This window comes from Halobacillus sp. AWM4_238 (assembly GCF_056158265.1).
The window spans coordinates 1650896-1673018 of record NZ_JBSWSY010000002.1; the positions used below are offsets into that span (position 1 = coordinate 1650896).

The following is a 22123-nucleotide window of genomic DNA, read 5'->3' on the forward strand; positions in this document are numbered from 1 at the left end:
CTCAATCTCCTTGACTTAAATACTTGGTCACTGCAATATTTTCATAAACTTTGTACATAAGGATTAATTTTACTTTACCATTCTCCTCACTGAGGTGCAAAACTTTTTCATCCTTAATTTCTGCTTCCGGATCGAGTTCTTGCTGGAGGTTGCTCCTTGCAGAGGATATCCCTATCTGTTCAATCTCTTTCCGGGAAGATTCATATTTTTTTCGGTCAATCGAATAGTAGTCGATCGTCCTCATGTTCACAGGAATTTTGAACCCGAAAACACTCCAATCTGATGTATGGGACTCTTCCCTGAAGTCCCCTTCATCTCCACGCCAAAATCCCCAAATAGGAATAGAAAGCTTCCCAAGTACCAAGCCATATTCACTTTCTACTGAACCATCTGTCAACGATAACACCTGTTGCATTGGAAGTGATTGAGCGACCCGGTACCATGTTTCCGCAATTACTTCTCCTTCGGAATGAATGAACACATCCTCTTCTTCCACTAGCTGACCCGTGGCAAGGATTTGACCTTTTTGCACAACATCGTAGACCGATACCATAGGACGACCTTTTTTAATGAACGTTTCAATAATCATCCCTTTCTTTGCGGCTACAAGATTGGAAGGGCGAGTGTTTATTTCTGTATCGTATCTCGTCTTCTCTACGCCATACAGATGATAGCTTGTCCCTTGCTTTTTCACACCGATCCATAAAAGATCCGGGATATCCTCTAATAACTGTTGCTGTATTTCAATAGGATCCTTCATTCCTATCGTTAGTTTTCCGGGTGAGACACCGTAACTATTCAATTTACTTTCAACATTTGCTTCAAGTTCCGGAGAGAGGCCGTCCACTTTGATGGACCACAACGTATTCGCGAGAACAAAAATTATCACAACGGCTGCGATGAAGGCGAGAAGAACCGATAGCCTCCCTATTACATGCTGGATCAGAAATGGAAGCCCTCTTCCACCTTTAATGGAGATTTTACAACGGTATTTTTTCCTCAATTCCCTGAAGATTTTCCAATCCTTTAATCGGATCGTTAATACGACAACCGAAGCATCCAATCTTCTCATATTTGTAATATGACAGCCACGTTTCGTACAGGCTTGCAAAAAAGGTTCGATCAACGGGCCCTCCACTTGTACCGTCATGATTCCCTGAAAGAAATCATGCTGGTTCTTCATCGTCTCACCCCCTTATGAGTCCGGCAAAAACTCCACGGACTTGAGTTCACCTTCAAGTAACAATTCTTCCTTCAGCATCATTTTCACTCCAAGGTCTTTGCCTATAATGCGAACCTGACCTTTTTTGTATTGAATCCTAACTTCTTCATCCGAAAAATGCAGGAGGCCTGTATGATTTTCTATGTACACATGAATGGATCCGATCGTCGTTATTCTAGGAAGATCCAACATGACATCAGATGGTAAATCAAAGTAACGACTGATCCAAGTCCGTATATGCTGCTGCCATTTTGACATGTGACGCCCTCCCCTCTTTTCATTTATACGAAAAACGCACGAATTGTATCACTACAATTCGTGCGTTCGGGTTATCTTTTTCGAGGGTGGGAGCTGTGAGGCTTGCGAGCACGGGGGGGACCGAGCACTTCAGCCATTAAAATCCCTTCAGCTAACCGCTTTTTATCCCACTTTCTTGTTTTTTCTATAAGCGGACCATTTAAATTCAACTCAGAAGATACCTTCTGCTTTTTTCTTAACTCCGGCCGATGAGAGTATGTTTCTTCTTCCATTCCCTGACGCTCTTCAGAACGAGCCGTCTCGGCTTCAGCAAGCTTCTTCTGTTTGGTCTCGTAGTAATCCCTAAACCTTTCTTCCCCGGACCTGTCGTTCGTTTCTGTTTTTTGAACGTCACGAGAAGGCCCGCTAGGATAGGCAGGAGGAACTGGAGATGTTCTCTTTTCAGGCCTTTTTTTATTCTCATTTTCTTTCGACATCCCGCTAAACCAGCTGATAATCCCGCCAATTATGGCAGCGAGAATAAGGAAATTGCTGAAAATGAGTTCTATCAGATCTCCCATACAAATTCTCCTTTAAGTTAAACAAGGATTATTTTTCTTCTTCCTCTTCATCGGACATTTTACCTAGAGTGTTTCTCATATCCGTATCCGCATTGATGTTCTGATAGTTCATGTAATCCATGACACCCATCTTACCGGAACGTAAAGCTTCCGCAAGCGCTTGAGGAACCTGGGCTTCTGCTTCGACCACTTTCGCCTGCATTTCTTGTACACGTGCACGCATTTCTTGTTCCTGAGCAATAGCCATAGCACGACGCTCTTCAGCTTTTGCCTGTGCAATGTTCTTATCTGCTTCTGCTTGATCGGTTTGTAGAATAGCACCGATGTTCTTGCCGATATCGATGTCCGCAATATCAATGGAAAGAATTTCAAAGGCCGTTCCAGCATCTAAGCCTTTTCCTAAAACATTTTGTGAAATCCTATCCGGGTTTTCTAGTACTTTATTATGATTTTCACTTGACCCGATGGTGGATACGATTCCTTCACCAACACGAGCGATGACTGTATCCTCACCGGCACCACCGACAAGTCGGTCAATATTCGCTCTTACGGTAATACGCGCCTTTGCTTTCACTTCAATTCCGTCCATAGCCACACCAGCGATAAATGGCGTTTCAATAACTTTTGGATTAACACTCATTTGAACAGCTTCCAGTACATCACGACCAGCCAAATCAATGGCTGCACAACGCTCAAAGCTAAGTTCAATATTGGCTCTTTGTGCTGCAATAAGAGCATTTACGACACGGTCAACATTACCACCTGCTAGATAGTGACTTTCCAGCTGGTTTGTATTCACATTCACTCCGGCTTTATGAGCTTTAATTAACGGATTGATGACACGTGAAGGAATAACCCTTCTTAATCGCATACCTACTAATGTGAAAATGCTAATCTTTACACCTGCAGCAAGAGCACTGATCCACAGCATTACAGGGATAAACGTAAACAACACGGCTACGACGATAATGATGATACCAATGATGATGATTGGCATTAATTGTTCTAAAGTCACTCTTTTTCCTCCTCTTGTTCTTCTTTTTTCATTTCACGAACGACTATACGTGAGCCTTCTGTTTTCATGACTTTCACTGTCCTATGAACAGGAATGAAACCACCTTCTGTTACGACATCTAAACGTTCTCCATCAAAGTCAGCTGTACCAGAAGGGCGGAGAGGTGTAAGCGTCACCCCTTCCATACCGATTAAATCCAAGCGATTTTGGGAAGATACATATCCCTGATCAGACGAAGTGGAATCGTTCAAGATGATATGGCGAAAGAATCCTCTTTCCAAGCCAACGAATTTAAAGAGCACGATAGATATAATAATTGTCACCAATAGAGCAATTCCTATACTCATGGCCATATGCCCCATATCCGCTGATGAAAGCATCAATGAGGATACAATCGCTACAACCCCCGCAATTCCTGCAATCCCACCAGGTAAAAAGAATTCAGCAATGACTAACCCGATCCCAAGGACCAATAGGATAATCGCTTCATAACCGGCCAATCCGGCAACTATGTGGCCATAAAAAAACAGGACGAGCGCAAGCGCCCCCATCGTTCCAGGAATCCCAAAGCCAGGTGAATACAATTCAACAACAAGACCAATACTTGCGATGGATAATAAGATCGGAATAACAACGGGATCTGTCAAAAATCTGGCTATATTCTCAGAGAGAGTGGGGTTTTCCTCTATAATGGTTGCATCAGACAAGCCAAGTTTACTGAGAAGCTCATTACGATCCTCAACGATTCCTTCAGCATAGCCAACCTCTTTTGCATCTGTTGCTCCCAAGGTCAAAAATTCTCCTTTTGGAGCTCCATAATCTTTTAAATCGACAGATGCATCCGCCATAGCCCGAGCATATAAGGGGTCACGCCCGGTAGATTCCGCCGCAGCTACCATTGATGAAATCCAAGCAGATTGAGCTTTCTTATCGGCAGCCGTTCCATCAGAGTTGATGACTCCGGATGCGCCCATCGTTGCGGTCGGCTTCATGTAGATTGAATCTGCGTTTAGCGCAATGTATGAACCGGCTGAATAAGCCCTGTTTGTTACAAATGCACTATTGGGAACATCTAAATCTTGAAAAATTTCTCCGATATCACCGGCAGCATCCACACGGCCCCCGGGCGTATCAATCTCAAATATGATATGATCCACGCCATTTTCACGAGCTTCTTCTGTCGTACGGTTAAGAAACGCAGCCATCCCACGCTCCACCGTATCTTCTACCGGAATCACATAAACAGTCTGACCTTCTCCATCTGCCTGAACAAATGAGTGAAGATGGAGAAATGATAAAACGCTTCCTAAAATGAGAAGCATCCCCCAAACACCTAAACGCAATGATCGCTTCATTCATTTCACCTCCTTGACAGGTAGCCTTCCCACCATATAATACGTTTACGAATCAAAACCACGGTTGGTTTCAAAAAGTTTAAGACTTTCAGAAACGCGTTGAAGAGATGTTATACCTATGTAAAAAGGCCTCTCTTAACAAAGAGAGGCCTTTATATTTACGATAGTTGCTGAAGAACGAGCTTATTGACCTTGGTTCCGTCGGCCTTGCCCTTGACTTTAGGCATGACGGCACTCATGACTTTACCCATGTCACTCTTGGAAGTAGCGCCTACTTCTTGAATCGTCTCATCAACGACTTGCTTGAGTTCTTCATCTGTCAGCTGTTTCGGCATATATACTTGTAAAATCTCAATTTCACGTTCGAGTCCTTCTACAAGATCTTCACGTCCAGCTTCTTTGAATTCATGGAGGGAATCATTTCTCTGTTTTACCTCACGGGATAAAACAGTCAATTCTTCTTCTTCAGATAATGAGTCTTTCCCCAGTTTAATGGCTTCATTTTGCATAGAAGCTTTCACCATGCGTATCGTCGATAATCTTTCTTTATCACGGGCTTTCATGGCTGTTTTCATATCCTGGGTGAGACGGTCTGTAATTGTCATCTCTTCAACACCCTCTTTAATTACTTACGCTTTCTAGCCGCCTCAGACTTTTTCTTACGGCGTACGCTAGGCTTATCGTAATATTCACGCTTACGATATTCCGCTAATGTACCACTTTTTGATACATCACGCTTAAAGCGACGAAGAGCATCTTCAAGAGACTCGTTTTTACGAACGCGAGTTGTTTTTGACATGCTAATTTCCCTCCCTCCGAAGCAAACAAAACTGTTTCTCTTGTATGGGAACCCCCCATACCTTTGACAATTATATTATATGCATGTCATATGGTCAACTTTTTTTGCAAGATAAAGGGTCGTTTACTTCACTAATTTCTACCTCTTCATTCAGCCTCATGTAACTTGAACGCCCGAGGTATAGCGGAATGTTTAAATCCTCAAAGTTTGGCAATCCATTTTCAAGAAATTTTTCTTCCTTGTAGAGACAACCTTTGATGTCACCAATCACCCAATCGTGATCCCCTGTAGGTACAATTTGATGGACATGGCATTCGTAAGCAAGATAAGCATATTCAAGCAAAGGGCATCCATCCTGCTCCATTCTCCATGGTTGTTTGTACTTTTGATTTTTATCAACATCTGCACCTGAAACCGTTCCGCTGTATTGTATAAAACCTGCTTCATCAAAAGGAAGGAAGTTAATGGTGAATCGGTTCGATTGTTTTACCATTTCATATGTATGTCTTTCTCTTCCTATGGCTACACCGTACATTGGCGGGGACATGGATAAGTAGGCGTGCCAACCAGCAGCCATAAAGTTCACTTTTCCCTCGTGAAAAACTCCCACAACGGCTACCATCCCAGGATAACTATGCATTTTTACGTGATCTTTTCTATTCATCTCATCCCTCCTCCCCTATACATTCTTTCAATTCCCCTCCAAAGTCAAATCCCAATACCCTCTTCTCCAGTAAGGCTCCCTTTAGTTGAAGACTCAGTTTCGAGATGTTTGTTGAGTGGATGGGGGCTGCGGGGAATAGCTCGCTTTCCGCGGGAGCGCGGTGAGCCTCCTCGGACTGCGTCCTGTGGGGTCTCACCATGCACTTTTTTTCGTGATATCCGGTTTCGGTGCCTAGCGGCTAGTGAGACTTCCCTCGCTTCTGTACGATAAGTCAACATCGAATCACTCCGTTCTTCGTGTTTCCTTTATCTCCGCCAGCTCAGTCCAGTCCATACGCCGCTGATCGAGGCACCTCCACACTTAAGATAGGAGTCTCACCATTCCCCTCCGCCCCTTTTCCATATAAGTATCTCGAAACCACCTCCAGAATTAAGCGCATTCTATATGTATTAGGAGCTGTAACACAAGGATTCCATCGTATAGATAGAGCTCACAAACGCTTGTTATAGACCGCTTTCTTACTATATGTTGTGATGTTGGAAAATGCTTATTCTTGATGTAGGGGTTCGTTTCTCACATTATTGAAAGGGGTGGTTGGGAAGCTGCGAGACTCCCGTGGGAGAGAAGGAGATCGGCGAGACCCCTTAGTGCGGCAAACCGCCCGAGGAAGCTCGCCACTCCCCACAGGAAAGTGTTCAAATACGGAATCGCTCTGGTAGACACGACTGGCATAAGCAGAACAGCAACGGAATGTACCCTCCATTCCGTTGCTGTTCTGCTTATGACGCGAGTGTCTGGGCGATGGAGCTAGACGAGTGTCTTCCCAACCACCCCTGACGCCCAACATAGCAACGAAACCCGAACCACCTCAAACCTGAGCCTTCAACAACCCTGCCATATTCTTAAATAAAGGTGAAAATTAAAAAGAAGCCATCCCTTTTGGAGATGGCTTCTTTCGTTTAATTAATAATCAGAAGTTCCTTGTTCGCCGTTAACAATGGCGATTCCGGAGCTTGCACCGATACGAGTAGCACCAGCTTCGATCATGGCTTTAGCTCCCTCGTAGTCACGTACTCCGCCGGAAGCTTTTACACCCATGTCCGGGCCGACAGTTTTACGCATTAAGCTGATATCCTCAACTGTTGCTCCCCCACCAGAGAAACCAGTTGAAGTTTTGACAAAGTCTGCACCTGCAGCCTTAGCCAGTTCAGATGCTGCTACTTTCTCATCTTCTGTAAGTAGGGAAGTTTCAATGATTACTTTGACGATCGCTTTGCCTTCCGCTTCACGGACGACTGCTTCGATATCTTGCTGAACAAGTTCTTTGTTTCCTGATTTCAATTCACCGATGTTGATGACCATATCAACTTCAGTTGCGCCTTTTTCGATGGCTTGTTTTGTTTCGAAAGCTTTTGTTTCTTTCGTAGTTGCCCCTAATGGGAAACCAATAACTGTACAAACCTTCACATCTGTTCCTTCAAGTAACTCTGCACAGTAGGATACCCAGTGAGGGTTAACACAAACAGAGGCAAAGTTTTGTTCTTTCGCTTCTTGACAAATTTGCGTGATCTTATCTTTCGCTGTATCAGGTTTAAGCTGTGTATGATCAATCATTTTTGCTAAATTTTGTTCCATTGTTGAATCGTCCTTTCAAATTTAAGTTGTTCGTACATCTCTTCTATCATAGCATGAAAGCGATTAAAATGCGAGCTTGTCTACGTACATTCAAACTTCTTCCAACTGATAAGAAAGACTGGATAAAAAATACAGAGGAGCTGTTTCCATGCGTAAAATGCGTGGACCTAACCGAATCGACTTGAACCCTTCCTGCAATAGTCTTTCCACTTCACTTTCAGAAAATCCACCTTCAGGCCCGAAGACAACTAAAACAGATTCCTTCCGCCTCATCGGTAAGAAGGCTTCACTTAACGAGCAGGACTTTTCTCCCCTCGCATTCTCAGCATATCCAAACAAACAGTGGTCATAGTAGTCTTTTAATTCCAAAAGCTGCTGAAGTGCATGAACAGATTGGATCTCAGGTACAACCGTTCGCTCTGATTGTTCACTCGCTTCTTTAGATATCTTTTGCAATCGCTGGATTTTTTTCACTGCTTTTTTTTCATCCCATTTGGCAACTGAACGATCTGCTTGGTATGGGATAAAAGCAGAAGCTCCGAGTTCAGTACCTTTCTGAACAATTCGTTCCAGTTTATCACCTTTTCCAAGACTTGCTACAACTGTTACATGAACGGGAAGTTCACGGTCTTCCTCCAGCCAGTTGATGACGTTACAATCAACGACGTCCTCAGCCACTCGAGTGATTTCGCATAAAGCGGGTCCTTTTTCAGGATGGATGGCGACAAGGTTGTCCCCTTCCTTCATTCTCATCACCCTCACAATGTGATGGGTATCTTCTCCCGTCACATACAGGGAACCATCTTTCCAACATTCTTGATTAACAAAATATCGTTGCATTCAATCACTCCGGTTTTTTAGCGATAATGCTGACCCAGTCTTCCATTTTGTTTGTTTCAACAATCTCAAAACCTGATTGAATCAATTGTTCGCGCACCATTTCTTTACGTCCAGAAATGATACCGCATGTAATGAAATATCCTCCAGGCTTGACGACACGATAGGCATCATCGGTGAATTTGACGATAATCTCTGCCAAAATGTTCGACACAATTAAGTCAGCTTCCCAGTATACTCCCTCTAGAAGGTCATTGAGCTTAGAGGTCACTTTATCTTCCACGCCATTTAAAGCAGCGTTGTTTCTCGTACTTGAGACGGCAACATCGTCTAAATCATAAGCATAGGCATGTTCGGCACCCAAAAGGACAGAAGCTACACTTAAGATCCCAGATCCAGCGCCAACATCAAGCACTGTATCTCCGTTCTCCAAGTACTGTTCTAATGCCTGTATGCTTAGAACGGTCGTTGGGTGTGTACCTGTTCCAAAGGCCATTCCAGGGTCCATCTCAATAATGATTTCATCACTGGAAACTGGTGTGTAGTCTTCCCATGTCGGGATGATTGTGATCTTTTCTGAAATTTTGACGGGTTTATAATATTTTTTCCACGCCGTTGCCCAGTCTTCCTCATGGATTTCACTGATGGTCACATGATTATGCCCGATATCAATGTCGAATTCAGTTAGGTTTGATACCGTTTTTTTAATCCCATCGACAGTTTCGCCAAGAAAACTATTCATCGGAAGGTAGGCTTTTACATACACACCTTCTGCTGGATAGTCATCGGGATTCAATTCGTAAATCTCTCCCAGTTTGGTTTTCTGCCTTTTCATATCTGATGGGTCTTCGATGACGACTCCGCTTGCTCCTGACTCGTGAAGAATATTTGATACCGGTTCAACTGCTTCTGTTGTTGTATGGATACACACTTCAGACCATTTCATTGATGATCCACCCTTTTCATTATTTTTTCTAAGTACAAGTACTTTACAAAACTAAACCAGAGTCTAAGATAAAAAGTGCCTGTACGAATGAACGGGGAATTCCACTTGAACTACCCATCTACCAATCGTACAGACACCTTCCTTTTAACCTTTAGCTGTCTCCCTTAAACGCACGTTTCATACGCTCAAAGAAATTGCCGTGCTGTTCATCTGTTGCTTCATTGCCACTGATATCATTGAATTCACGTAGCAGTTCTTTCTGTCTCTCCGTTAAATTCTTAGGTGTAATAACTTTCATCTTCACATGCTGGTCACCTTGTCCACGGCCATGAACGTTTGGAGCCCCTTTCTCTTTCAAACGGAACGTCTTTCCTGTTTGCGTTCCTGCAGGTACTTTTAACTTTACGTTTCCATGTACGGTAGGAACTTCAATTTCATCACCAAGTGCCGCCTGTGCAAAAGTAAGAGGAATTTCACAGAAAATGTGATCGCCCTCGCGTTGGAAAAACTCGTGTGGCTGAACGCGGATGACTACGAATAAGTCACCAGCTGGTCCGCCATTGACACCTTCTTCTCCTTTTCCAGGCACGCGGATCTGTTGACCATCATCAATACCTGCTGGGATATCGAGGTGAATTTTCTTGCGTTTTGTCACGCGGCCATCGCCGCCACAGGTGTTACATTTTTCTTTAATGAATTTCCCTGTACCTTGGCAGTGATGACAAACGCGGCGATTGACGACGCGACCGAACGGGGTATTCTGTTCTTGGTTGACTTGTCCTGAGCCTTGACAGTGGGAGCATGTTTCAGGTGATGTTCCTGGTTTAGCCCCTGAACCATCACATGTATCACAATCTTCTTCCATAGGAATTTCGATGTCCGTAGACTTGCCGAAAATGGACTCTTCAAATTGAAGTGTCATCGTATATTGCAAGTCTGCACCTTTACGTGGTGCGTTCGGGTCACGGCGTCGTCCTCCTCCACCGAAGAACATGTCGAATATATCGCCGAAACCGCCGAAATCTTCTGCTCCGCCACCGAAACCGCCAAAGCCGCCCTGATTTGGACCGGCATGACCGAATTGGTCATATTGGGCACGTTTTTGCTGGTCGCTTAACGTCTCGTAGGCTTCTTTTGCTTCTTTAAACTTTTCAGAAGCATTGTCTTCCTCACTGACGTCAGGGTGATACTTACGCGCCAGTTTACGGTAGGCTTTCTTTATTTCATCTTTTGAAGCATCCTTGGACACGCCAAGGACTTCATAATAATCACGTTTACTCACTTATCGATCACTCTCCCGGACGCTATTACATAAGGTTTATATTAACATTGAAAATCTAGGCAGGCAAACGTCATCCCTTTGCCTATTCATGAAAAAAGTCAAAGTCAAGAAGAACCTGACTTTGACTTTTTTTCTACCTATTCTTACTTCTTGTTCTCATCGTCGTTAACTTCTTCATAATCCGCATCAACGACATCTTCGTCAGCACCGCCGCCTTCTTGGCCTTGAGCAGCTTCAGCCTGTGCTTGAGCCTGCTCATAGAGCTTCACAGAAAGAGCTTGCACTTGTTCTTGAAGTGCTTCTTTTTTCTCTTTGATTGCTTCTAGATCTTCGCCTTCAAGGGCAGTTTGTAGTTCTTCTTTCGCAGATTCTGCTTTTTGTTTTTCTTCTTCACTGACTTGTTCACCAAGGTCTTTGATTGTCTTGTCTGTTGTGAAGATCAGCTGATCCGCTTCGTTACGAAGTTCAATCGCTTCACGTTTTTTCTTGTCTTCTTCAGCGTTTTCTTCTGCCTGACGAACCATTTCTTCGACTTCCTCATCAGAAAGACCAGAAGAAGACTTGATTGTGATAGATTGTTCTTTGTTTGTACCCATGTCTTTGGCACGAACGTTAACAATTCCGTTAGCATCAATGTCGAAACTTACTTCGATTTGAGGCACACCGCGTGGTGCTGGTGGAATATCTGTCAACTGGAAACGACCAAGGGTCTTGTTATCTTGAGCCATTTCACGCTCGCCTTGCAAGACGTGGATATCAACAGCTGTCTGGTTGTCAGCAGCAGTTGAGAACACTTGAGAGTGGCTTGTCGGAATTGTCGTGTTACGTTCGATCAATTTCGTCGTAACGCCACCCATTGTTTCGATTCCAAGGGAAAGTGGAGTAACGTCAAGAAGTACTACGTCCTTCACATCTCCCTGAAGTACGCCACCTTGAATGGAGGCACCAAGGGCTACAACTTCATCAGGGTTTACACCTTTAGAAGGTTCTTTGCCGATTTCTTTCTTGATTGCTTCTTGTACAGCCGGGATACGAGTAGATCCACCTACAAGAATAACTTTGTGGATGTCGCTTGCACTCATGCTGGCATCTTTAAGCGCTTGACGTGTCGGCTTCATAGAACGCTCGACAAGATCAGAAGCAAGCTCTTCGAATTTCGCACGAGTCAAGTTCATCTCAAGGTGAAGCGGTCCCGCTTCTCCTGCAGTGATGAATGGAAGAGAAATTTGAGTCTGAGCAACGCCGGAAAGGTCTTTCTTCGCTTTCTCAGCCGCGTCTTTCAGGCGCTGTTTAGCCATTTTATCCTGGGACAAATCAATGCCGTTTTCTTTTTTGAATTCAGCTACCATGTGATCGATAATGACTTGGTCGAAGTCATCCCCACCAAGGCGGTTATCACCGGCCGTAGAAATAACTTCGAACGTTCCATCTCCGATTTCAAGAATGGATACGTCGAATGTACCACCACCAAGGTCATAGACAAGAATCGTTTGATCCTGATCTTCTTTATCAATGCCGTAAGCAAGAGCAGCTGCTGTTGGCTCGTTAATGATACGCTCGACTTCAAGGCCAGCAATTTTACCAGCATCTTTTGTTGCCTGACGCTCAGCGTCATTAAAGTAAGCTGGAACAGTGATGATTGCTTTATCTACTGTTTCTCCAAGATAGTCTTCTGCATAATTCTTAATGTACTGAAGAATGATGGCAGAAACTTCTTGTGGCGTATATTCTTTACCTTCTACTTCTACCTTGTAGTCTGTTCCCATATGACGTTTGATGGAAAGAATTGTGTTCGGGTTTGTAATCGCCTGACGTTTAGCGACTTCCCCTACTTGACGTTCACCATTCTTAAATGCAACAGCAGATGGTGTAGTGCGGTTCCCTTCTGGGTTGGGAATTACCTTCGCTTCCCCACCTTCCATTACTGCTACACAAGAGTTTGTTGTACCTAAGTCAATACCAATGATTTTACCCATGGTTAAATGTCCTCCTTTACGTACTCGTTCATTTGATAATTTTTACTGATTTACTTTTACCATTGACGGGCGGATGACCCGGTCTTTCAAGCGGTAACCTTTTTGCAACTCTTCAACGACAATGTTACTTTCGTAATTTTCATCTTCGACTTGCATGATCGCCTGGTGCATATGAGGATCGAATTCTTCCCCTTTAGCAGGAATTTCTTCCACGCCTTCTTTTTCCAGAGCTGCTTTGAACTGGTCATAAACCATCTTCATTCCACTTGCAAAGTTTTTGGCGGCATCGCCATCCACTTCTACTTGGAGAGCTCGTTCAAAGTTATCCAAAGCCGGTATCAATTCTTCTACAAGACTTTGGGATCTATATTTCCTGTCCGCCTCTTTCTCTTTTTGAGTACGGCGGCGGAAATTATCATAATCCGCTTGCAAACGAAGCAGTCGATTATTGATTTCTTCTTTTTCCTGACGAAGTTGTTCTAGCTCATCCGTCTCTTCTACAACCGTTTGTTCAGGTTCCTCATTTTGAGATTCATCTTTTTCATCAATGATTTCTTGTTTGTTCTCTTCCACGACTTCCACCTCCTACTTTCCATTTCACCGTTACTGACTATAACATGAATCCTTATCCTGAAAAAGCATGACACATAAAGAAGCGGTGGACCGTTCTAATACCAGCCACGGAAAGTATCTGTCATGTGCTTGGATAAGACGTTCATCAGTGAAAACATACGGTTATACTCCATGCGAGTCGGGCCTAAAAGTGCAATCGTACCTACTTGATCATTGCCAAGCTGATAAGTTGCGGTAATTAAACTGCAGTTCTGCATAGCATCAAAAGGGTTTTCCTGTCCGATTCGAACTTGAATCCCTTCCTTACCAGTACGCAGCAAGTCAGCCATCTCACTTTCCTGTTCGATGGTTGCATATAAAGACCTGACTTTATCAAGGTCCCTGAATTCAGGTTGCATGAGAATGTTAGTCTTTCCACCAATGTACAGTTTCGTCGGATGCTCATCCACAAGAGCTGCACGCAAATATTGGAAAGCTTCTTCATGATGATCCGTATGTGTTTTTAACAGATCATTGATTTCGGAATAGAGTTTTTCATGCAGTTTTACTAACGGGACTCCTTGGAGACGGCTGTTTAAAATGTTCACCATCTTTTCCAAATCCGCACCTTTGATTTCAACAGGGACATTGAATGCCCGATGCTCTACATGACCGGTATCCGTAACTAAAATGGCAATAGCAGATTGATCGGATAATGGAACGATCTGCAATTGTTTTAGTTTCGTTTCAAATACTTCCGGTCCAAGAATGATGGATGTGTAGTTCGTCATATCAGAAAGAATGCCTGCTGATTTCTGAACGACACGTTCGAACTCCATCATTTTATCATCGAATGCTTCCCGAATTGTCACCATCTCTTGACTCGAAAGGCGCAATGGAGAAAGAAGATGGTCGACATAGAAGCGGTACCCTTTTTCAGAAGGGACCCTTCCGGAAGATGAATGGGTTTTTTCAATAAAACCCAATTCCTCTAAATCAGCCATTTCATTCCTTATTGTTGCTGAACTAAATGTCACAGCATCTTTTTTGGCTATTGACCGCGAACCCACTGGTTGTGCGGTCAGAATGAAATCATCAATTATGACTTGCAAAATGAGCAATTGTCTGTTTGTTAACATCGATGATCACCCCTGTTAGCACTCGTTTGTAGTGAGTGCTAAATCTAATAATAAATTATCAAAAGGGTTGATGGATGTCAACGGAAAAAGCTCTTTTTTTTACTCATTCGTCCAGGCCCTTCTACCCTTCGAATTTGTGCTTCATGTGTTTCCCACTGCAAAAACAGGATATCAAGTCTGTGACACATGGAGATCAGATTGGAGATAAAGAACGGTTGGATCCTGTGGGAATGGAAAATCACCCCCAACAACTTATTCTGGCGGTGATCTCTCCTACATATCCCTCAAAAAAGGCTACCGTACCCCCAATGGAAATGGCTCTTACCAAAGAAAATTATTGCATAATCATTCATCCAATAAGAACTCTTGGAAAACTTCGTTACCGAGTATGCGCCCCTTGGACGTGAGGCGGATATGGCCAGCATCTTCTGCAATCAAGGAGCGTTCTTTCAGTTCTGTCAGTTTGTTTCCAAAAACATCGACTAGTGTTTTGCCGTATTTTTGTTGAAAAAGGTCTTTGGATACCCCTTTTGTTTTTCTTAACCCGAGAAACATTTCTTCCTCCAGCTGTTCTTTCTCACCAATAGGTTCCTCATGCAGAACAGGCTTTCCATCTTCTGTGGCTTTTTTTACGTAAGCAGGCAAAGGACGGATATTGATTGTTCGTTTACCTGGAAGATATCCATGTGCCCCGGCACCTATTCCATAATAAAATTCATTATTCCAGTATGTCAGGTTGTGTTTACTTTCAAACCCAGGCTTGGCAAAGTTACTAATTTCGTATTGCTCAGCGCCCGCTTCTGCTAATTTACGCTGCAGCAATTCGTACATTTCTGCTTCATCATCTTCCTTGGCCTTGGAAAGCTTACCCTTTTTATACCGTTGATAAAACACCGTTTTTGGTTCAATTTGAAGAGAGTAGGAAGAGTAATGCGGCAGGCCGAATTGCATCGCTTCATCAATTGTTTCCTCAAAATCTTCAACAGTTTGCCCAGGGAGAGCGTACATAAGATCAATACTTATATTCGTTAAGCCCGCTTGAACGAGGCGGTCGATATTTGTATACACATCTTTAACTTTATGGACACGACCAATCTTCTCCAACATGTCATCATCGAAAACTTGGACTCCAAGCGAGATGCGATCGACGCCATAGGCTTTTAACAACCGTACTTTTTCCACATCCAAATCACCAGGGTTCGCTTCAAATGTGTATTCTTCACACCCTGCAATATCAAAATGGTCATCAATCATTTGTAATAGTTTTTCTAACTGTTTGTGGTTGACTGCAGTGGGGGTCCCACCTCCGACAAAAATAGTGCGCACACTCGCTTTTTGCCCTGGAATATACGTGTGTATTTCTTTTTCGAGTGCTTCTAAATAGTCATCTGCCAGCCGCTCATTATAGAAAAACTTCGTAAAGTCGCAATAGTGGCAGATCTGCTGACAGAATGGAATGTGAATATATGCGGATGGAATGTTCATGGATGTTACCACCTTTCATAAGGAAAACCGCAAGAGAAAAAGTCTCCTGCGGTTTCAACTGTCTTCCTTTAGCTTTAGTCTTCGTTCAAATCAAGGACGGACATGAAGGCCTCTTGAGGTACTTCGACTGATCCGACCATCTTCATGCGCTTTTTCCCTTCTTTTTGCTTCTCAAGCAATTTACGCTTACGGGAAATATCTCCGCCGTAACATTTAGAGAGAACGTTCTTACGCATTGCTTTGATCGTCGTTCGAGCAACGATTTTATTCCCGATCGCAGCCTGGACAGGTACTTCGAATTGCTGCCTAGGAATTAATTCCTTAAGCTTCTCAGCAATCAGCTTTCCACGTTCGTACGCAAAGTCGCGGTGGACAATGAAGGACAAGGCATCAATGGTATCCCCATTCAACAAGATATCCATTTTCACGAGGTTGGAGACACGGTACCCGATTAACTCGTAATCGAAGGAAGCATAACCTTTGGTTTGGGACTTCAAGGAATCAAAGAAATCATAGACGATTTCAGACAAAGGAATTTCATAAACGATGTTCACCCTATTGTCATCCAGGTACTGCATATCCATGAAGTTGCCACGTTTGCGTTGACAAATTTCCATGACTGGTCCGACATAATCGTTAGGAACCATGACCGTCGCTTTTACGAAAGGCTCCTGAACTTCTTCGAGTCTTTGGTTATCCGGCATCATCGAAGGGTTATCGACATTGAAGACCGATCCATCAGTAAGGGTCACCTGATAAATAACACTTGGAGCAGTCGTAATGAGATCAATCTTATATTCCCTCTCAATACGTTCTTGAATGATTTCCATATGGAGCATTCCCAGGAAACCACAACGGAATCCAAATCCAAGCGCTTGAGAAGTTTCAGGCTCAAACTGAAGGGAGGAATCATTAAGTTCCAATCGTTCAAGTGCATCTCTAAGGTCATTGTATTTGCTCGCATCTACCGGATACATTCCACAGAACACCATCGGGTTCATCTTCTTATATCCAGGCAGTGGTTCCGCTGCAGGGTTATTGGCAAGGGTGATGGTGTCACCCACACGGCTGTCCCCGATGTTTTTTATCGAAGCCGTTAAATAACCGACATCCCCAACATTCAACTCTTTCATTGGGGTCGGTGTTGGACGAAACACGCCTAGTTCGTTTACTTCGAATTCTTTACCCGTCGCCATCATTCTTATTTTATCTCCAAGTTTGATAGAGCCTTCACGGACACAGGTATAGGCTACAACACCCCTGTAAGAATCGTACAAGGAATCGAAAATCAAAGCTTTCGTCGGATCGTTTCCATTGCCTTCGGGAGCGGGGATATCGCTCACAATCCGTTCTAAAATCTCATCAATTCCTACGCCTTCTTTAGCAGAAGCAAGAATGGCATCCGATGCATCAATCCCGATAACATCTTCGATTTCTTGTTTAATCCGTTCAGGATCTGCACCAGGAAGGTCAATCTTATTGATGACAGGGATGATTTCTAGATCATTCTCCAGTGCTAGATAAACATTGGCAAGTGTCTGTGCTTCTATGCCCTGGGCGGCGTCTACTACGAGAATCGCCCCTTCACAGGCCGCCAAACTACGAGAGACTTCATATGTAAAGTCGACGTGGCCTGGGGTATCAATTAAGTGGAATGTATAGTCCTGTCCATCGTTCGCTTCATAGGACAATTGAACGGCGTTCAATTTAATCGTGATTCCACGTTCACGTTCAAGATCCATCGCGTCCAGGAATTGTTCCTTCATTTCTCTTTGTGTTAGTGCTTTTGTTTTTTCTAGAATACGATCGGCAAGTGTCGATTTCCCGTGGTCGATATGGGCAATAATCGAAAAATTGCGGACCCTTTCTTGTTTAGATTGTGCTGTCAACTTAAATCACTCCTACTGAATTCGACACAAATATCTAGGTTGATTATAGCAATACGTCAAGCAATATTCAATGTAAACCCCAACAACATTTGAATCTTATTAACCTGCCTGGATGATTTCGGATAAAACAACGATGACTCCATTGAAGCTCGAAGCTACCCCTTTCCCCATCCCTCCGGCAAGTTGGGAGATCCAGGGAGGATCAAAATCCATTTGAGGAGAAGCACAAAAATCCTTGGCTTCCTGTGTTGTGGGTTCTTGTTTTTCAACCCCATGGTCCAATTCCTGTTCTGAGCTTTGAGATGTCACCACAGTGGGGCGGTCATCCAGCTTTTCGTTTGTTTTTTCAATGCCATAAAATGCTCCCGTAACAAAAACGATGACAACGATGAGTCCACCCGCTAACCATTTCATTTTGCCCCTCCTCTATTAGTCTGTGGAGACTTTTTCGTCTTTGAAGTAGAAATCACTGAATACTTCAGCCATTACATCTGCGGAACGATACAACTCATCCAAATGATTGTAAACGCCTCCAAATTCAACAAGCATGGCATTTGGATGCAAGTCCTGGTTATACACACCGTCTACTCCGGAACCTTTCTTCGTTATAACTCCCCTGCTGATCCCTGGATATTTTTCCTCCAGCATCTGATGAATGGTGGATGCGAGTTGTAAGTTTTGTTCATATTGAGGATGTTCAGCCCCAATAACAAAAGCAAAACGTGCGTAAGTTTTCCCATCAATTGAGGTAGTTGTGTGTTCCTTGGAAAGGGAATCCCTATGAAGGTCAAATAAAAACTGTATGTCTCCATTCTGACTGATAGCTTCTTCCACGACCGGTCTCACGGCATCGTAGGATTGATGATACTCCATACCGTTTTCATTTCTAAGTGCAGCGACATCTGTTGTGTCTACAATCGTGCCAATCCCTCTTTTTTCTAACCCTTCACCGAGACGTTCTCCAACAAGAGTAATATTTACTTTTCCATCATAGCTCGTGGACTGATCCGGTAAATGAGGATAAAAAGATTCTGTGTTGTGAGTGTGGTAAATATAGACACGTTCTTCACCCACCGGTTTCTGTTCCGGGTCACGATCTCCATCGTTATTTTCTTCAACCTCTCCTTCCTCCCCGCGGTTATCTACAAACCTAGGAGGTTCTGACTCAATGGGAAGGGTGGAATAGTCCGTTCCTTTACCGGCAATGATGATTTGACTATTGTAAGAGGACAGCCCCGGAATCTCACGACCCAAGAGACTTCTTGGGTCGTTCGGTGTAAGGCTTGTGAGTAGTTGAAAAGACAATGTCGTCAAACTAGGAATTCGATTCCCTTCCGGATGAGCATCTTTGAAAGAACGGTTTTCCATTTCGAACAGATATAAAAATGCACTGCCTTCAAGCTTGGTTGTCCACTCTTGTATCGTACTTGAATAAATACGATACGTCGTTTTAGCTCCTGTAAGGATACCGATCCCTATAAACAATAAAAGCAAAACAGTGACTGTGATGATGGTCCATCTTGTCCCCTGTTTCATATAACTCTTCTTATCTTTTTTCATGATCGGGTAACGAGACATGAAAAATCCTCCCCCTCATCCACTATCTATTAAATGGTATGAGAGAGAGGAATTTAATAGAACCTCTCTATTAAATCATTATTTAAAATAAGATTGTGCTTCTCCATCCTCAATACCTGGATGCAAGGCTCCATTGATTCCCTTCGCAATGACATGAGCCATATCCTGGATGAAGCTGTCCACCTCTTTAGGGGTGACCATCAGGTTATGGCCGAGGGGCGTGAGCACTTCTTTGATTAGTTGCTTCTTTTCTACGTCTTCCAATTGGCCGAACATGCCCATGACCGCTTTGCTCTGTTCTTCATTCGGGTGGTCTTCAGCCGTTAACGTCTTTCTTTCAAACGGATTCATTGCGGGTGACAACGCATTGGAAGGACGATCTTTTTCCCGCCACTCTCTACCAAAATGTTTTAACACATAATCAATCGCATCACTCGTGATGGTCACAGCATCGACGACGGTTGGTACACCAATGGAGATCACAGGAATCCCATAGGTCTCCCGGCTAATTTCTTTCCTCTTATTGCCCACACCAGACCCTGGGTGGATTCCCGTATCAGAAAGTTGTATCGTTGCATTAATGCGGTTGATTGAACGTGAAGCAAGGGCATCAATGACCAGAACGAAATCAGGCTTCGTCTGTTCAATAATTCCATGCACCATGTCACTTGTTTCTATTCCAGTCACACCCATGACCCCGGGTGTAAATGCAGACACAGGCCGGTAGCCATCCGAGACGGTTTCCGGATGAAGCTCAAATAAGTGGCTCGTCACGTAGACTTCTTGCGTTACCAATGGCCCTAAAGCATCCGGTGTCACATTTTGGTTACCAAGGCCAACAATCAGCCCCCTGTCCATTTCCTTGATTCCACACTCATTCATTAATTTTCTCAGCTGACCGGATAATGTTTTGGATAAATTCACTTGCAGGTCGTGATCCTGCTTTCGAATTGCGAGTGATTCCAACGTGACATAATGCCCCGCCTTTTTCCCAATTCGTTCAGAGCCTGCTTCATCCACCGTTACATACGTAATTTTAATTTCATTTTTTTCATTTTCATGAACCTCAACCCCATCAGAGTCTGAAGACTCAGGTTCATCTTTGACGTTCATTTCCTGTGCCTCCAGAGCCAGGTCCGTTCTCAACGTGTAGTCGAAATTTTCCTCCATTCAACTCAACCTCCTTAAGAAAATCTTCTCCCAACCAGATAAAAACTATGCAAATGAAAGGATTGGTATATAGATAAGTATTGAAAACCGTGCACCGCTCTGGTAAAATGTCTCTTGTTCGATATGAATGAGTCTTTTGTTTTTACCTAGGAGGTGAAACTATGCCTAATATTAAATCAGCGAAAAAACGTGTACGTACGAATGATGACGCTCGTTCTTTGAATGCAGCTTTCAAATCTGACATGCGTACAGCGGTTAAACGTGTAGAAAAGCTTGTTGAAAGCAAAGATGTAGAGAACGCGAAAGAAGCACTTCCTACAGCTGTTAAGAAAATCGACAAAGCTGTTCAACGTGGCGCCCTTCCTACAAATACAGGGAACCGTAAAAAATCCCGCCTAACTAAACTTGTCAACGCATTATAATTCATTCGTAATTTATGACCAACAGACGATCCTTCTTTCTTGAATGGGTCGTTTTTACATGAAAAGAAGCCCTCCGAAGAATCGGAGGGCTTCTTTTCATTCATTTTCTTTTTTACTGAAGGCTTCGTTTTGACACTCCTTTTAAGAGAGTGTGCGTGTAGACTAGGTAGAGACGGGTGCTTTTTGTTTGATGTTGATCAAGCGATAAAGAAGCATTTCAAAAGCCAGTGACTTCTCCATTTTCCCCTGCTTCAAGTTATGATCGGTTTCTGCCAGTTGGTTCATAATTTGGTCCAGCTCATGCTGAGTGAAGGCACGCTCCCTTTTCAGCGCCATTTTTATCACGTACGGATGGGCCTTAATATAACTCTTCATTTGATTTTGACCGTACCCTTTCTGCTTAAGTACCTTCGCCTGACTAATAATCCTGAATTGTGAAGCCAGGAGAGCAGTTAAAGCAATCGGCTCCTCATTTAGTTTCTCAAGATCCTTAAAAATCCGGATCGCCCGTCCCAAATCTTTTTCCATAACGGCATCGACAAGCTTAAGCCCTGATGCTTCAGCACTGTGGGAAAGGAGCTGTTCTGCGATTTCTCTCGTGACCACGCCCCCTTCACCTACATATAAAGCTAATTTTTCCATTTCTTTTCTAAGCGCCATTAAGTTTGCTCCAATTTCCTGAGTGAAAAGTTCATGAATTTCTGGTGGAACGGTGATATGTAAATCGTTCGCTAAGGTTTGGACCCATTTGTCAACATCCCACTCTTTGACCGGCTGGCAGCTGATGACTTCTCCATTCTTCTTTAATTGTTTGAACAATTTTTTCCGTTCATCAAGCTTCTCATAAGGAGCAATTAAAATTAGCACCGTGTATTCAGCAGGATTTTGAAGATATTCCAAGAGGACTTCTGTGTCATGTTCAATTGGAAGTTTATCTGGCTTCGCCTTTAAAAAGACAGGATGATGGGCAATGACGACTTTTCCTTCACCAAGAAACGGAAAGGTTTCTGCATCTGTAACAACATCCTCTATAGGCGTCTCTTCTAAATCATATTGGGATATATTAAACTCCCGGTCTTCTTTTTTTAACGTTTTTTCAATAATTTTATTCTTATGTTCTTGAATCAGATAGGATTCTTCTCCATATAATAAGTACACTTGTGATTGTTTTACATTGACCATAAAGTGGTTGTCCTTCCTTTATAAAAAAAGAGTACGGCGCCCCATAAAGGGGAACTCAGTGTCACCATTTTATGTTTCTTTCGAATTTCTGTCAAAATGGTGTGCTGATCTCGCCGTATGAACCATCTATATAAACGCCATTCCAAAAGCCCCGGGA

The 22123-nt window shown here is 43.3% G+C and carries 22 protein-coding genes; 1 reads left to right on the plus strand and 21 read right to left on the minus strand.

Going from position 1 to position 22123, the window contains the following annotated elements:
- Position 1: 1 nt before the first annotated feature.
- The 20 genes from yqfD to gpr all read right to left on the minus strand — a co-directional run bounded on the left by yqfD (position 2) and on the right by gpr (position 20362).
- Entirely contained in the window at positions 2 to 1183 is a 1182-nt protein-coding gene (gene yqfD / locus ACXACN_RS08580; protein WP_474963791.1) for a sporulation protein YqfD, read from the minus strand.
- 12 nt (positions 1184 to 1195) lie between these two features.
- On the minus strand, positions 1196 to 1480 hold the full coding sequence (gene yqfC / locus ACXACN_RS08585) for a sporulation protein YqfC (protein ID WP_474963792.1): 285 nt from the start codon (positions 1478 to 1480) through the stop codon (positions 1196 to 1198).
- A 71-nt stretch (positions 1481 to 1551) separates the two neighbouring features.
- Positions 1552 to 2040 carry a hypothetical protein gene (locus ACXACN_RS08590; protein WP_474963794.1) on the minus strand — a complete coding sequence of 163 codons (489 nt, stop codon included), beginning with the start codon at positions 2038 to 2040 and terminating at the stop codon, positions 1552 to 1554.
- Between the two features lie 28 nt (positions 2041 to 2068).
- On the minus strand, positions 2069 to 3037 hold the full coding sequence (gene floA, locus ACXACN_RS08595) for a flotillin-like protein FloA (protein ID WP_167356116.1): 969 nt from the start codon (positions 3035 to 3037) through the stop codon (positions 2069 to 2071).
- A 14-nt stretch (positions 3038 to 3051) separates the two neighbouring features.
- Positions 3052 to 4410 (minus strand): NfeD family protein, encoded by a 1359-nt coding sequence (locus ACXACN_RS08600; protein ID WP_474963795.1) that lies wholly within the window; start codon positions 4408 to 4410, stop codon positions 3052 to 3054.
- 158 nt (positions 4411 to 4568) lie between these two features.
- Complete coding sequence (locus tag ACXACN_RS08605) at positions 4569 to 5015, minus strand: GatB/YqeY domain-containing protein (protein WP_146812806.1); 447 nt, start codon at positions 5013 to 5015, stop codon at positions 4569 to 4571.
- Between the two features lie 20 nt (positions 5016 to 5035).
- Positions 5036 to 5209: a 30S ribosomal protein S21 gene (gene rpsU / locus ACXACN_RS08610; RefSeq protein WP_008638284.1), complete on the minus strand. Its 174-nt coding sequence runs from the start codon at positions 5207 to 5209 to the stop codon at positions 5036 to 5038.
- Positions 5210 to 5303: 94 nt separating this feature from the next.
- The gene (locus ACXACN_RS08615; protein WP_474963796.1) at positions 5304 to 5873 is read right to left on the minus strand and encodes a flavin reductase family protein; all 570 of its coding nucleotides are present in this window, start codon (positions 5871 to 5873) and stop codon (positions 5304 to 5306) included.
- A 963-nt stretch (positions 5874 to 6836) separates the two neighbouring features.
- Positions 6837 to 7508, minus strand: coding sequence for a deoxyribose-phosphate aldolase (gene deoC / locus ACXACN_RS08620; RefSeq protein WP_474963797.1), 672 nt, complete (start codon positions 7506 to 7508; stop codon positions 6837 to 6839).
- Positions 7509 to 7598: 90 nt separating this feature from the next.
- Positions 7599 to 8348 (minus strand): 16S rRNA (uracil(1498)-N(3))-methyltransferase, encoded by a 750-nt coding sequence (locus ACXACN_RS08625; RefSeq protein WP_474963799.1) that lies wholly within the window; start codon positions 8346 to 8348, stop codon positions 7599 to 7601.
- A 4-nt stretch (positions 8349 to 8352) separates the two neighbouring features.
- Positions 8353 to 9291: a 50S ribosomal protein L11 methyltransferase gene (gene prmA / locus ACXACN_RS08630; protein ID WP_474963800.1), complete on the minus strand. Its 939-nt coding sequence runs from the start codon at positions 9289 to 9291 to the stop codon at positions 8353 to 8355.
- A gap of 151 nt (positions 9292 to 9442) precedes the next feature.
- Positions 9443 to 10573, minus strand: coding sequence for a molecular chaperone DnaJ (gene dnaJ, locus ACXACN_RS08635; RefSeq protein ID WP_474963802.1), 1131 nt, complete (start codon positions 10571 to 10573; stop codon positions 9443 to 9445).
- A 143-nt stretch (positions 10574 to 10716) separates the two neighbouring features.
- Positions 10717 to 12549 (minus strand): molecular chaperone DnaK, encoded by a 1833-nt coding sequence (gene dnaK / locus ACXACN_RS08640; RefSeq protein ID WP_474963804.1) that lies wholly within the window; start codon positions 12547 to 12549, stop codon positions 10717 to 10719.
- Between the two features lie 42 nt (positions 12550 to 12591).
- The gene (gene grpE, locus ACXACN_RS08645; RefSeq protein WP_474963806.1) at positions 12592 to 13122 is read right to left on the minus strand and encodes a nucleotide exchange factor GrpE; all 531 of its coding nucleotides are present in this window, start codon (positions 13120 to 13122) and stop codon (positions 12592 to 12594) included.
- A 95-nt stretch (positions 13123 to 13217) separates the two neighbouring features.
- The gene (gene hrcA / locus ACXACN_RS08650; RefSeq protein ID WP_474963808.1) at positions 13218 to 14240 is read right to left on the minus strand and encodes a heat-inducible transcriptional repressor HrcA; all 1023 of its coding nucleotides are present in this window, start codon (positions 14238 to 14240) and stop codon (positions 13218 to 13220) included.
- 345 nt (positions 14241 to 14585) lie between these two features.
- A complete protein-coding gene (gene hemW / locus ACXACN_RS08655) occupies positions 14586 to 15725 on the minus strand; it encodes a radical SAM family heme chaperone HemW (protein ID WP_474963810.1) in 1140 nt (379 codons plus the stop codon).
- Between the two features lie 74 nt (positions 15726 to 15799).
- Positions 15800 to 17614 carry a translation elongation factor 4 gene (gene lepA, locus ACXACN_RS08660; RefSeq protein WP_474963811.1) on the minus strand — a complete coding sequence of 605 codons (1815 nt, stop codon included), beginning with the start codon at positions 17612 to 17614 and terminating at the stop codon, positions 15800 to 15802.
- Positions 17615 to 17713: 99 nt separating this feature from the next.
- A complete protein-coding gene (locus ACXACN_RS08665) occupies positions 17714 to 18028 on the minus strand; it encodes a hypothetical protein (protein WP_474963813.1) in 315 nt (104 codons plus the stop codon).
- Between the two features lie 15 nt (positions 18029 to 18043).
- A complete protein-coding gene (gene spoIIP, locus ACXACN_RS08670) occupies positions 18044 to 19192 on the minus strand; it encodes a stage II sporulation protein P (protein ID WP_474963814.1) in 1149 nt (382 codons plus the stop codon).
- Positions 19193 to 19270: 78 nt separating this feature from the next.
- On the minus strand, positions 19271 to 20362 hold the full coding sequence (gene gpr / locus ACXACN_RS08675) for a GPR endopeptidase (protein ID WP_474963816.1): 1092 nt from the start codon (positions 20360 to 20362) through the stop codon (positions 19271 to 19273).
- A 161-nt stretch (positions 20363 to 20523) separates the two neighbouring features.
- Between gpr and rpsT the strand changes: the two genes are divergently transcribed.
- The gene (gene rpsT, locus ACXACN_RS08680) at positions 20524 to 20784 is read left to right on the plus strand and encodes a 30S ribosomal protein S20 (protein ID WP_146812792.1); all 261 of its coding nucleotides are present in this window, start codon (positions 20524 to 20526) and stop codon (positions 20782 to 20784) included.
- A gap of 162 nt (positions 20785 to 20946) precedes the next feature.
- On the opposite strand, the gene holA is transcribed toward rpsT, so the two are convergent.
- Positions 20947 to 21966, minus strand: coding sequence for a DNA polymerase III subunit delta (gene holA, locus ACXACN_RS08685; RefSeq protein WP_474963817.1), 1020 nt, complete (start codon positions 21964 to 21966; stop codon positions 20947 to 20949).
- Positions 21967 to 22123: the final 157 nt, after the last annotated feature.

Bases quoted from the DNA above. Each gene is read 5' to 3' on its own strand.
- yqfD (WP_474963791.1), bottom strand. From the start codon at position 1,183: ATGAAGAACCAGCATGATTTCTTTCAGGGAATCATGACGGTACAAGTG.
- yqfC (WP_474963792.1), bottom strand. From the start codon at position 1,480: ATGTCAAAATGGCAGCAGCATATACGGACTTGGATCAGTCGTTACTTT.
- ACXACN_RS08590 (WP_474963794.1), bottom strand. From the start codon at position 2,040: ATGGGAGATCTGATAGAACTCATTTTCAGCAATTTCCTTATTCTCGCT.
- floA (WP_167356116.1), bottom strand. From the start codon at position 3,037: ATGCCAATCATCATCATTGGTATCATCATTATCGTCGTAGCCGTGTTG.
- ACXACN_RS08600 (WP_474963795.1), bottom strand. From the start codon at position 4,410: ATGAAGCGATCATTGCGTTTAGGTGTTTGGGGGATGCTTCTCATTTTA.
- ACXACN_RS08605 (WP_146812806.1), bottom strand. From the start codon at position 5,015: ATGACAATTACAGACCGTCTCACCCAGGATATGAAAACAGCCATGAAA.
- rpsU (WP_008638284.1), bottom strand. From the start codon at position 5,209: ATGTCAAAAACAACTCGCGTTCGTAAAAACGAGTCTCTTGAAGATGCT.
- ACXACN_RS08615 (WP_474963796.1), bottom strand. From the start codon at position 5,873: ATGAATAGAAAAGATCACGTAAAAATGCATAGTTATCCTGGGATGGTA.
- deoC (WP_474963797.1), bottom strand. From the start codon at position 7,508: ATGGAACAAAATTTAGCAAAAATGATTGATCATACACAGCTTAAACCT.
- ACXACN_RS08625 (WP_474963799.1), bottom strand. From the start codon at position 8,348: ATGCAACGATATTTTGTTAATCAAGAATGTTGGAAAGATGGTTCCCTG.
- prmA (WP_474963800.1), bottom strand. From the start codon at position 9,291: ATGAAATGGTCTGAAGTGTGTATCCATACAACAACAGAAGCAGTTGAA.
- dnaK (WP_474963804.1), bottom strand. From the start codon at position 12,549: ATGGGTAAAATCATTGGTATTGACTTAGGTACAACAAACTCTTGTGTA.
- hrcA (WP_474963808.1), bottom strand. From the start codon at position 14,240: ATGTTAACAAACAGACAATTGCTCATTTTGCAAGTCATAATTGATGAT.
- hemW (WP_474963810.1), bottom strand. From the start codon at position 15,725: ATGAACATTCCATCCGCATATATTCACATTCCATTCTGTCAGCAGATC.
- ACXACN_RS08665 (WP_474963813.1), bottom strand. From the start codon at position 18,028: ATGAAATGGTTAGCGGGTGGACTCATCGTTGTCATCGTTTTTGTTACG.
- spoIIP (WP_474963814.1), bottom strand. From the start codon at position 19,192: ATGTCTCGTTACCCGATCATGAAAAAAGATAAGAAGAGTTATATGAAA.
- gpr (WP_474963816.1), bottom strand. From the start codon at position 20,362: ATGGAGGAAAATTTCGACTACACGTTGAGAACGGACCTGGCTCTGGAG.
- rpsT (WP_146812792.1), top strand. From the start codon at position 20,524: ATGCCTAATATTAAATCAGCGAAAAAACGTGTACGTACGAATGATGAC.
- holA (WP_474963817.1), bottom strand. From the start codon at position 21,966: ATGGTCAATGTAAAACAATCACAAGTGTACTTATTATATGGAGAAGAA.